Genomic DNA, 11,071 nt, shown 5'->3' with positions numbered 1-11,071 from the left:
GATCGCCTCCAAACTCCGCATCAACATCAACACCGTGAAATCCCACACCAAGAATCTCTTCTCCAAGCTCGGCGTCAAAAGCCGCACGCAGGCCGTGTTGAAGGGGCTAGGATAAATCCACCCAGGGCAAAGCCGCGGTTTGTTTCGGATGGCAAGGGGTGGCGATCGCGCGTGATTGGGTGTGCCTACCATTCCAACGCGATATGTGTCCTCCAACTACGCCCGGATCGATCATGATCGCATGACAGGAAAGGAGAACGCCACAGCGACGACGATCAGTCGCCCACTCGACCGTCGATAATCGAGGCAGGCGTCTAGCTGAGAGCAAACCTGCACGCCGGCCGCGGCGTTGCTGCCCACCCAACTGGCAAAGAGCTACGGCGTAGATCCCGCAAATATTTGATTTTGCTGGTGATCCCGACAGGAATCGAACCTGTGACCTACAGATTAGGAATCTGCCGCTCTATCCTACTGAGCTACGGGACCACGCGGCCCGACACATAGCCGCTTCTCTTCGTTTCGCCAAGGGGCCGGACGAAGGCAATTCGCCCGGCCTTTCGAGGTTGCCGGCTGGTGGCCCTGTCAGGCGGCGAGCGCGGTTTCGGCCAGTTTCACCCAGTAGCTCATACCGTGCGGGATGGCCTCGTCGTTGAAATCGTAGGCGGGATTGTGGAGGCCGGCGGTGTCGCCATTGCCGATGAAGATGAAGGCGCCGGGGCGGGCTTCCAGCATGTAGGAGAAATCCTCGCCGCCCATCACCGGCTGGATGGCGCGGTGCACATGGGCGTCGCCGGCCACACCGGCCGCGACATCGCTGGCGAACACCGTTTCTTCCGCATGGTTGAAGGTCACCGGATAGTTTGCCTGATAGTCGACCTCGATCCTGGCCCCAAATGCCGTCGCCAGGCCCTCGCAGATGGTGCGGATGCGTTCTTCGGATTTCTTTGCGATTTCCTTGCGCAGGGTGCGGACCGTGCCGGCGATCTCGGCCGATTCCGGGATGATGTTGTAGGCATCGCCGGCGTGGAACTTGGTCACCGAGACCACCACGGCCTCGACCGGATCGGTGCTGCGCGAGGCGATCGTCTGCAAGGCGCCGACCAACTGGCTGGCGATGACGATCGGGTCGATCGTGCCGTGCGGCATCGCGGCATGGCCGCCCTTGCCCTTCACGGTGATGGTGAATTCCGCCGTCGCCGCCATGATCGGGCCCGGGCGGATGGCGAACTGGCCGACAGGCAGGCCCGGCATGTTGTGCATGCCGAAGACTTTCGAGATGTCGAAGCGTTCCATCATGCCGTCCTTGACCATCTCGTTGCCGCCACCGCCGCCTTCCTCGGCCGGCTGGAAGATCACCACCACCGAGCCGGTGAAGTTGCGCGTCTCGGCGAGATATTTGGCGGCGCCCAGGAGCATCGCCGTGTGGCCGTCATGGCCGCAGGCATGCATCTTGCCCGCAATGGTCGAAGCGTAAGGCTTGCCGGTGATTTCGTTGAGCGGCAGCGCGTCCATGTCGGCGCGCAGGCCGATGGTCGGGCCTGCGCCCTGGCGGCCATGGATGACGCCGACGACGCCTGTCTTGCCGAGCCCGGTCACCACGTCGTCGCAGCCGAAGGCCTTCAGCTTCTCGGTGACGAAAGCCGCGGTCTTGAAGACGTCGAAGTTCAGTTCCGGCGTCTGGTGGAGATGCTGGCGCCAGCCGGCGACCTCATCCTGCATTTCGGCGGCACGGTTCAGGATTGGCATGATGATTCCATCTCGCTGTTGAAGCAGGCGGGAAAGGCCCGCCGCCATTCAATTGTGATCGTCAGGCACTTTGCCATGTTGGCGTCACATAAGGTAAATAGCACCGCAACGATGCGGTCCGTTTTGAGGGTCGGACCCATTGTGCTGGCGATCGCGTAACGAAATCTTACGGAGCCAGGGGCGACTACGGCAAGAGGCGATTTCGGATTTGATCATGCGGCACAGGCATTTCCTCAAACTATTGGGCGCGGGCGCTCTCGCGCTGTCTGCCTTGGCAGGGTCGGCGCTGGCCAATCCGGTGGTCCTCTTCGACCTCGACAGCGGCAGGATCCTGCAGCAGCAGGATGCCTTCAAGCGCTGGTACCCGGCGTCGCTGAGCAAGCTGATGACCGCGTACGTGACCTTCCGGGCGCTCGCCGCCGGCGAGGTCCATCTCGATTCGCCGATCAAGGTGACGAAACATTCGGCCGCCGAGCCGCCGAGCAAGATGGGCTTCAAACCTGGCTCGGTGATGCGCCTCGACAACGCGCTGAAGATGATGCTGGTCAAATCGGCGAATGATATCGCCATGGCCGTCGGCGAGAATATCGGCGGGTCACAGGCGGCCTTCGCCGAGCGGATGAACGCGGAAGCGGCCCGGCTCGGCATGAACGGTACGCATTTCGTCAATCCGAACGGGCTTTATTCGCCGGACCAGTACACGACGGCGCGCGACCTCGCCGTGCTGGTGATGGCGATCCGCCGCGAATTTCCGCAATACGCGCCGTGGTTCTCGATCGAGGGCCTTGCGGTCGGCAAGAAGGCGATCCCGAATTACAATCTGCTCATCGGCCGCTATCCAGGCGCCGACGGCATGAAGACAGGCTTCGTCTGCTCCTCCGGCTTCAACATGATCGGCTCGGCGACCCGCAACGGGCGCACCCTGGTCGCGGTTGTGCTGGGCGAGAAGTCCGCGGTCTCCCGGGCCGAGGCGGCCGCCAAGCTGCTCGACCAGGGTTTCGACACGCCCGCCGCCGGCACGGTCACCGTAGCCACGCTGGCGCCTTATGGCGACACCGTTTCGGCCAACGACATGCATGACGACGTCTGCAAGAAGAAGGCACCGCAGGAGCAGTCGGAAGCGCCGCCGGCCGCCGCCGCGGATGCGCCGAAATCGCCCTACCGGGAAAAGCTCGACCATTTGCCGACACTGGTCGCCGTCGGCCTTGGCGGCGCCACCGGCCCGACGCCGAAGGCCATGCTCGACCAGGCCGGCCAGGAGTATGCCGACGTGCCGATCCCCAACTGGCGGCCCGACCGCGCGCCGCCCGCCGGTACGGACCCGATCGTTGCCGGCACCGCGGCGCAAGGCGACCAGCCCGCCAAAGTTGCCAACTAGCCGATGAGCGGGTTCCCCATTCCCGTCTCGGTGCTGACCGGTTTCCTCGGCGCCGGCAAGACGACGCTGCTCAACCGGTTGCTGAAGGATCCGGCGCTGGCCGACACGGCGGTGATCATCAACGAATTCGGCGAGGTGGCGATCGACCATCTGCTGGTCGAGCAGGCATCCGACGGCATCATCCAGCTTTCCGACGGCTGCCTGTGCTGCACGGTGCGCGGCGAACTGGTCGACACGCTGGCCGACCTGGTCGACCGGCTGCAGACCGGCCGCATTGCCCGTCTTGCCCGTGTCATTGTCGAGACCACGGGGCTGGCCGACCCGGCGCCCGTCCTGCAGTCGATCATGGCGCACCCGGTGCTGGTCCAGGCCTTCCGGCTCGACGGCGTCATCACCCTGGTCGACGCGGTCAATGGCAGTGCCACGCTCGATGCGCATGTCGAGGCGGTCAAGCAGGTTGGCGTCGCCGACCGCATCGTGCTTAGCAAGGCCGACCTGGTCACCGATGTCGGCGACCTCGCTGCGCTGCGGACGCGGCTGCGGCAGATCAATCCGGGCGCCGAACTGCTCGATGCCGGCAATTCAGGAACAGGCGTGGCGGCGCTGTTCGATTGCGGGCTCTACAATCCGGCGACCAAATCCGCCGATGTGCGGCGCTGGCTTGGCGATGAAGTGGCGCATGACCACCACCACGATGATCGCCATGATCACGAGCATGACCATGATCACGGCCATCGCCACGATCAGCGCGTGCGCTCCTATTCGCTGGTCCATGACGGCCCGGTGCCGTTCTCGGCGATCGAGATGTTCCTCGACCTGCTGCGCTCGACGCATGGCGAGCGCCTGCTGCGCATGAAGGGCATCATCGAATTGCAGGAGGATCCGTCGCGGCCGCTGGTGATCCATGGCGTGCAGAAGATCCTGCATCCGCCGGTGCGGCTGCCGTCCTGGTTGGATGGCCAGCGCGGAACGCGGCTGGTGCTGATCACGCTGGACATGCCCGAGGATTATATCCGCCGGCTGTTCGCTGCCTTCACCAACCGGCCTTCGATCGACACGCCCGACCGCGCGGCGCTGCAAGACAATCCACTGGCGATCGCCGGGCTCTGATTTAAACGTTCGCTATTCGCCGCGTTCGACGAGAAAACGATGGCCTCCGGCGAGAGCCGCCGTTTCGATCAAACGGTGGCCGCTGTCGACGCAGAATGCGGGTATATCGATGACCGCGAGCGGATCGGTGGTTTCGAGCCACAGCCGGTTGCCCGGGCGCATCCCGGCCAGGCGTTTCTTGGCCTTGAGCACGGGCAGGGGGCAGTTCAGGCCCTTGAGATCATAGATCGCGGTATCCTCGGCCAAGGCGGACCTCAGCCGCCGAACATGCCGAGCAGCTTGTTCTTCAGCTTGGCAACCCGGCCTTCATCGGCGCTGGCGGCCTGCGTTTCGGCTTCCGGTGCGGCCTGTGTCGGGGCCGCGATGGTGGCGGTCGCGACGGGGGCTTCCTTGGCGGCCTTGGCCGCTTCCTTCGCAGCCACGGCCTGGGCCTTGGCTGCTTCCTTTTCGGCAATGGCCTGCGCCTTGGCGGCTTCCTTGGCCTGCTTGGCGGCCTCGATGGCGGCCAGCCTCTGTTCCTCAGCCTTCTGCTTGGCGGCCTTTTCGGCGTCAAGCGCCGCCATCTTGCGGCCGGCAGGCGAATCGATGCGGCCCATGCGGGCTGTTTCGGTCACCGTGCCGTCGTTGTTGAGCGACGGCGGCTCGATCGGCACGCGCTCGCCGCGCGCCCGGCGCTTGGACCATTCGGAAACGATGCTGGCTTCCTTGATGCCGGCGATGGTCGGTTTGGGTGCCGGAACGCTGGCCTTCAGCGCGCTGTTGAACGCCGCCTCATAGGTGCTCTGATAGGAATTATAGGCGCTTTTCAGCGAATCGGGCTGGGTCGTCGCCGGGCAGGCGCCCGTCGGATTGAAGGTCTGGCCGTCGGCGGCGACCTGGTTGAAGACGTAGCGTTTCTCGCAGACATCGACCTTGGGCGGCACCTTGGTGACTTCGAAATTGTCGTAGCCGACCTTCAGCATCTTCCAGAACTCGTAGTTCGGGTCGTTGCGGTAGCGCGCCATGTTGGCGGCGGTCATCCGGAACGGAAAGGCCTGGATCTGGAACTCGGTCTGGCCACCCTGGAAGGCGTCACGTCCGAACGCATAGATCTGCTCGATCTGCGCGTCGGTCATCGAATAGCAGCCCGATGACGAACAGGCGCCATGCACCATCAGGTTCTGGCCGGTGCGGCCATTGGCGCGGTCATAGGCGTTGGGGAAGCCGATGTTGAAGGACAGGTGGTAATTCGACCTCGGGTTCATCTGCGACGGCCGGACCGTGTAGAAGCCTTCGGGTGCCTGGCGGTCACCCTCGGTGTATTTCGGCCCGAGCTTGCCTGACCATTTGCAGATGTCGTAGCTCGCCACCATGTCGTAGCGGCCATTGGTCTTGGCCTTCCAGATTTCGAGCTTGCCTTCTTCCTTGAAGATGCGGGCCATCACCGACGAGGTGCGGATCATGCCCTTGGCCCTCATGTCGGCCAGGATCTTGTCGGGCAGCGGCTTGTTGGCTTCGGGCGCAAAATCCTTCATCGACGAATCGTTGCAGCCGGCAACGACGATCGAGGCGATGATTAATCCAGTACGGGCAAGCTTGGCGAACATGGATAGGCTATGTCTTTTCTCTCGGGCTATAGCCGGGAAACGGCTTGACCCGCATGCTGAACATCGACGGACCGTAAGCCCGTTAACCCTAATAAATTCCTTACCGCAAGCAACCAACCCCGACGGCACTTTCATTGACCCGAATGCGGCGGCATTTTTGTGGCGGAATTGTTTGTCGCCGCCACATTGCCTGGACGGGCGTCGCAAACGCGTGTTCGGCCCAGCCGGACAATGCTAGAGACTGCGGCCCATCGCCAGGTATTTCTCGCGACGCTGCTCGCGGAAATCGGTGTTGGCGCCGGCGAAGTCCTTCATCGTCCTGGCGATAAGGTCGCCGGTCGCGGCAATCACGGTTTCGGCGCCGCGATGCGCGCCACCGAGCGGCTCGGGGATGATGGCGTCGATGATCTTCAGCTCCAGAAGGTCCTGTGCGGTGATCTTCATGTTGGTCGCTGCATCCTTCGAACGCGTCGTGTCGCGCCACAGGATCGAGGCCGCCCCCTCCGGCGAGATCACCGAATAGATGGCGTGTTCGAGCATGTAGACCCGGTTGGCGGTGGCGATGGCGATGGCGCCGCCCGAACCGCCTTCGCCGATGACAACGGAGATCGACGGCACCTTGAGGCCGAGGCAGGCCGAGGTCGAACGGGCAATGGCTTCGGCCTGGCCGCGTTCCTCGGCGCCGACACCGGGATAGGCGCCGGCGGTGTCGACCAGCGTCAGCAGCGGAATCTTGAAGCGGTCGGCGAGTTCCATCAGACGCACCGCCTTGCGGTAGCCTTCAGGCCGCACCGAACCGAAATTGTGCTTCAGCCGGCTGGTCGTGTCGGAGCCCTTTTCCTGGCCGATGATCGCGATGGGCTCGCCGCGGAAGCGGGCGAAACCGCCGACGATCGCCTGGTCCTCGCCGAAATTGCGGTCGCCGGCCAGCGGCGTGAAGTCGCTGAACAGGCCCTTTATGTAGTCGACGCAGTGCGGCCGGTCGGGATGGCGCGCCACCTGCACCTTCTGCCACGGCGTCAGCGCCTTGTAGGCGTCGCGCAGCGCGTCGCGGGAGCGCTTCTCGAGGCGGCTGATCTCGTCACCGACATCGACAGCCTCGCCATTCTCGGCAAGCTTCTTCAGCTCGAGGATCTTGCCTTCAAGATCCTGCACGGGCTTTTCGAAATCGAGGTAGTTATACATGGATGAGCGGACCGGTAAGTCGGAAGGCGATGACTGACGGAAGCGTTGAATCCAAGGCTCCGGGCGGCGAAAGGTCGTCCTCACATAGCGATATGAGGCCTAGTCGGCAAGCGGATGATGATCGTTGACCAGCCGCACCAGCCGCTCCTCGAGGACATGGGTGTAGATCTGCGTCGTCGATATGTCGGCGTGGCCCAGCAGTTGCTGAACGGCCCTGAGATCGGCGCCGTTCTGGAGGAGATGGCTGGCGAAAGCATGGCGCAGCACATGCGGCGATATTTTCGCCGAGGCGATGCCGGCCCGTGCCGCCAGCCCCTTCAGGTCGCGGGCGAAGACTTGGCGCGAGAGATAGCCGCTGTCGGAAGCGGCCGGAAACAGGAACGGGCTGGCGGCGAAGGCGGGAATGCTGGAGCGGGCGGCGAGCCAGGCACGCATCGCCGTGCGCGCCTTGGCCGACAGCGGCACCATGCGCTCCTTGTCGCCCTTGCCGCGCACCATGAAGAAACGGTCGTCGCGCTGCGCCACCGTCACCGGCAGGCCAACCAGTTCGGAGACGCGCAGGCCCGTTGCGTAGAGCATCTCGACAAGCGCGTGCAGGCGCAGCGCCGCCATTTTGTCGGCGTGGCCAAGGCCCGCATCGCCGGCCTCGAGCGCGGCGCGGTCGATAAGCCGGCCGGTGTCCGCCTCGCTCATCGTCTTGGGCAGCGGTCGACCCTTTTTGGGGCTGTCCAGCGTCCCGGTCGGGTCGTCGCCGCGCAGGCCCTCGGCGTAAAGGAACTTGAAGAACTGGCGGATCGCCGACAGTTTGCGCGACTGCGATGTCGGCGCGAAGCCACGCGCGGCGATGTCGTCGAGATAGGCGCGGATATCGGCGGCGCCGGCAGCGGCAAGCCCGCCATCGATCGCCCCGGAAGCGTCCTCGAGGTCGCGGCGGTAGGAGGAAAGCGTGTTTTCGGCCGCGCCCCGCTCGGCGCTCATCATTTCCAGGAAGGTTTCGATGCGGGCGGCGCTGTTCATCGCGCGTGTCTTTGCATTCAGCTTTTCTTGGGTTCAGATTTTCTTGGGGTTCAGCTTTTCGGGCGGGATGCGCACGCTGATCTCGGCCTTCCTGGGCTCGACGAACATCACCAGCGCGAACATCGTACCATACGCAATGCCGGCCAGAATCGCTGTTATCACCACAAAGCGAAACAGTGTCGGCATCAAACTTCGCCCGTCTTCTTGTTGTGCGTTTCAAACCCTGTGCCCTTATCGAACGGCAATCCGGCCAATTCAAGGACGAAGCTGCGCCGGCACCATCCGGCAATGCCAGACATTGCCACCACTCTCGGCCTCAACCGCGTGCCACGCTTGACGCAAACGGGGTTTTCATGTCGATACGCCGGCAAAGAGGGACTTTAACTTCCGATGATCGCGCACCCGGCAAATCCCCCTGGCGACAGCCACGCCGCGCTGCTTGGCCGGCTGGGCAGCCGGTCCATCGTCTTTGTCGGCCTGATGGGCGCCGGCAAGACGGCCATCGGCCGCAAGGTGGCCACCATGCTTTCGCTGCCCTTCATCGACAGCGACCAGGAGATCGAAAGCGTCTCGCGCATGACCGTCCCGGAACTGTTCGAGCGCTATGGCGAGAGCGAGTTCAGGGCGCTGGAGCAGCGCGTCATCCTGCGTGTGCTGGAAAACGGTCCGCAAGTGCTGTCGACCGGCGGCGGCGCCTTCATGAACGCGCAGACCCGCGAGGCCATCGCCGCCCATGGCGTGTCGGTGTGGCTGAAGGCCGAGCTCGACCTCCTGATGGAGCGCGTGTCCAAGAAGCAGAACCGGCCGCTCCTGAAGAGTGCCGATCCCCGCGCGGTGCTGGAGCGGCTGATGGGCGAGCGCTATCCGGTCTATGCGATATCGGACGTCACGGTGCCGACCCGCGACGACCGCAAGGAAATCATCGCCGCCGAGGTTCTGGACGCGCTTTGCCGGCACTTCGGTATCGATGCGGTTGCTCCGACTGGGGAGGTCGAATCGTGAGTGCCGATGCCACCGTTGTCGTCGAGGTCGGGCTTGGCGACAGGGCCTACGACATCCTGATCGGTTCGGGGTTGCTGTCGCGCGCCGGCGCGGAGATTTCGCGACGGCTGCCGGGCACGCGCGCGGCCATCATCACCGACGCCAATGTCGCCGCGGCGCATCTCGATGCGCTGAAGGCCGGCCTGGAACGGGACGGCATCCGGCCGGCCGTCATCGTGCTGCCGCCCGGCGAGAAGACCAAGAGCTTCGCCCATCTCGAAGAGGCGGTGGATGGCGTGCTGGGCGCCAGGCTGGAACGCGGCGATGTCGTCATTGCCTTCGGTGGCGGCGTCATCGGCGATCTCGCCGGCTTTGCCGCGGGCATCGTGCGCCGCGGCATGAATTTCGTGCAGATCCCGACCTCGCTGCTGGCCCAGGTCGATTCTTCGGTCGGCGGCAAGACAGGCATCAACAGCGCGCGCGGCAAGAACCTCGTCGGCGTCTTCCACCAGCCGAAACTGGTGCTGGCCGACACCGAGGTGCTCGACACGCTGCCGATCCGCGAATTCCGTGCCGGCTATGCCGAGCTTGCCAAATACGGGCTGATCGACCGGCCGGAATTTTTCGCCTGGCTGGAGCAGAACTGGAAACAGGTATTCGCCGGCGGTCCGGAGCGGGCGCAGGCGATCGCCGAAGCCTGCCGCGCCAAGGCCGACGTGGTTGCCCGCGACGAGTTCGAGACCGGCGACCGCGCGCTGCTCAACCTCGGCCACACTTTCGGCCATGCATTGGAGGCGGCCACGCACTATGACGGCGCGCGCCTGGTCCATGGCGAGGGTGTGGCCATCGGCATGGCGCTGGCGCATCGGTTTTCGTCACGGCTCAATCTGGCCAGCCCGGACGACGCGGTGCGCGTCGAGGCGCATCTGCGCGCCGTCGGCCTGCCCTGGCGCATGGCCGACGTTCCAGGCGATCTGCCCGATGCCGACGCGCTGCTGGCCTTCATCGCCCAGGACAAGAAGGTGTCGCGCGGCGCGCTGACCTTCATCCTGACGCGCGGCGTCGGCCAGGCCTTCATCGCCAAGGACGTGCCGGCTTCCGAAGTGCTGTCATTCCTCAGGGAAAATCATCCGGCCAACGGGAAAGCCGGCTGACATGGACACCGGCTGGATCGTCGTCGCCGTCCTTGCCATTCTCATCACACTTGTCGTTGCCGTGCGCACGCGCCTGCTTGCCATGTTCGGCTACGAGCTGTCGCGGATCGAGGCGCTGCGCTCGAGCGAGGACGAATTGCGCGGCGCGGTCGACGATTTCCGCCGCGATGGCCTGATGGTGCGCGAGGATCGCGACCGTATCGGCGGCCTGTTCGACCTCGAGGAACTCGAAGTCTCCGACATCATGGTCCACCGCACCAATATGCGCTCGGTAAATGCCGACAATGCGCCCGAAGCCGTGGTGCGCGAAATCCTGCAGAGCCCGCACACCCGCATGCCGCTGTGGAAGGGTTCGCTCGACAATATCGTGGGCGTGCTGCATGCCAAGGATCTGTTGCGCGCGCTCAACGATGTCGGCAACGATTTCTCCAGGATCGATGTGATGAAGATCGCCTCGAGACCATGGTTCGTGCCGGACACGACGACATTGCAGGAACAGCTCAACGCCTTCCTGCGGCGAAAGGCACATTTCGCTATCGTCGTCGACGAGTATGGCGAAGTCGAAGGGCTGGTGACGCTGGAGGACATCATCGAGGAGATCGTCGGCGAGATCGCCGACGAGCATGATGTGGACATACAGGGCGTCAAGCAGGAGGCCGATGGCTCCGTCGTCGTCGACGGCACGGTGCCGATCCGCGACTTGAACCGTGCGCTCGACTGGAACCTGCCGGACGAGGAGGCCACCACCATCGCCGGCCTCGTCATCCATGAGGCGCAGTCGATCCCGGAGGAAAAACAAGCCTTCACCTTCCACGGCAAGCGCTTCATCGTGATGAAGAGAGACAAGAACCGGATTGCCCGCATCAGGATCAGGCCGCTCGCATAGCGTTGGCCGGGTCAATGCGACGGTCGGC

12 protein-coding genes and 1 tRNA gene are annotated in these 11,071 nt (G+C 64.2%); 6 read left to right on the top strand and 7 right to left on the bottom strand.

Going from position 1 to position 11,071, the window contains the following annotated elements; all coding sequences use genetic code 11:
• Position 1 precedes the first annotated feature (1 nt).
• The gene (locus tag WC739_RS10175; protein ID WP_372952901.1) at positions 2–115 is read left to right on the top strand and encodes a helix-turn-helix transcriptional regulator; all 114 of its coding nucleotides are present in this window, start codon (positions 2–4) and stop codon (positions 113–115) included.
• A gap of 294 nt (positions 116–409) precedes the next feature.
• Here WC739_RS10175 and WC739_RS10170 read toward each other — a convergent pair.
• Both WC739_RS10170 and WC739_RS10165 read right to left on the bottom strand, forming a co-directional pair.
• A tRNA-Arg gene (locus WC739_RS10170) sits at positions 410–486 on the bottom strand.
• 96 nt (positions 487–582) lie between these two features.
• Positions 583–1,746, bottom strand: a complete 1,164-nt coding sequence (locus tag WC739_RS10165) for a M20 aminoacylase family protein (RefSeq protein WP_372952899.1) — start codon at positions 1,744–1,746, stop codon at positions 583–585.
• Between the two features lie 214 nt (positions 1,747–1,960).
• Between WC739_RS10165 and WC739_RS10160 the strand changes: the two genes are divergently transcribed.
• Together WC739_RS10160 and WC739_RS10155 are read left to right on the top strand one after the other, a co-directional pair.
• Positions 1,961–3,124, top strand: coding sequence for a D-alanyl-D-alanine carboxypeptidase family protein (locus WC739_RS10160; protein ID WP_372952898.1), 1,164 nt, complete (start codon positions 1,961–1,963; stop codon positions 3,122–3,124).
• A 3-nt stretch (positions 3,125–3,127) separates the two neighbouring features.
• Positions 3,128–4,234 (top strand): GTP-binding protein, encoded by a 1,107-nt coding sequence (locus WC739_RS10155; protein WP_372952897.1) that lies wholly within the window; start codon positions 3,128–3,130, stop codon positions 4,232–4,234.
• Positions 4,235–4,246: 12 nt separating this feature from the next.
• Here WC739_RS10155 and WC739_RS10150 read toward each other — a convergent pair whose 3' ends face one another.
• The 5 genes from WC739_RS10150 to WC739_RS10130 form a co-directional block, all read right to left on the bottom strand.
• Positions 4,247–4,480 carry a sulfurtransferase TusA family protein gene (locus WC739_RS10150; protein WP_372952896.1) on the bottom strand — a complete coding sequence of 78 codons (234 nt, stop codon included), beginning with the start codon at positions 4,478–4,480 and terminating at the stop codon, positions 4,247–4,249.
• A gap of 8 nt (positions 4,481–4,488) precedes the next feature.
• A complete protein-coding gene (locus tag WC739_RS10145) occupies positions 4,489–5,820 on the bottom strand; it encodes a L,D-transpeptidase family protein (protein ID WP_372952895.1) in 1,332 nt (443 codons plus the stop codon).
• Positions 5,821–6,054: 234 nt separating this feature from the next.
• Positions 6,055–7,005 (bottom strand): acetyl-CoA carboxylase carboxyltransferase subunit alpha, encoded by a 951-nt coding sequence (locus WC739_RS10140; RefSeq protein ID WP_372952894.1) that lies wholly within the window; start codon positions 7,003–7,005, stop codon positions 6,055–6,057.
• A gap of 99 nt (positions 7,006–7,104) precedes the next feature.
• Positions 7,105–8,022 (bottom strand): site-specific tyrosine recombinase XerD, encoded by a 918-nt coding sequence (locus WC739_RS10135; protein WP_372952893.1) that lies wholly within the window; start codon positions 8,020–8,022, stop codon positions 7,105–7,107.
• A gap of 33 nt (positions 8,023–8,055) precedes the next feature.
• Entirely contained in the window at positions 8,056–8,208 is a 153-nt protein-coding gene (locus WC739_RS10130) for a histidine kinase (protein WP_372952892.1), read from the bottom strand.
• Positions 8,209–8,412: 204 nt separating this feature from the next.
• Between WC739_RS10130 and WC739_RS10125 the strand changes: the two genes are divergently transcribed.
• Genes WC739_RS10125 through WC739_RS10115 form a run of 3 tightly spaced genes read left to right on the top strand, consistent with a single transcriptional unit; the run spans position 8,413 to position 11,043 of the window.
• Positions 8,413–9,024: a shikimate kinase gene (locus WC739_RS10125; protein ID WP_372952891.1), complete on the top strand. Its 612-nt coding sequence runs from the start codon at positions 8,413–8,415 to the stop codon at positions 9,022–9,024.
• Positions 9,021–10,157 (top strand): 3-dehydroquinate synthase, encoded by a 1,137-nt coding sequence (gene aroB / locus WC739_RS10120; RefSeq protein ID WP_372952890.1) that lies wholly within the window; start codon positions 9,021–9,023, stop codon positions 10,155–10,157. Before WC739_RS10125 ends, aroB begins: the two co-directional genes overlap by 4 nt.
• 1 nt (position 10,158) lies before the next feature.
• Positions 10,159–11,043: an HlyC/CorC family transporter gene (locus WC739_RS10115; RefSeq protein WP_372952889.1), complete on the top strand. Its 885-nt coding sequence runs from the start codon at positions 10,159–10,161 to the stop codon at positions 11,041–11,043.
• Positions 11,044–11,071 lie beyond the last annotated feature (28 nt).

Source organism: Mesorhizobium sp. (assembly GCF_041661565.1).
GTDB lineage: Bacteria > Pseudomonadota > Alphaproteobacteria > Rhizobiales > Rhizobiaceae > Mesorhizobium.
This window is presented reverse-complemented; position numbering and strand designations above follow the sequence as displayed.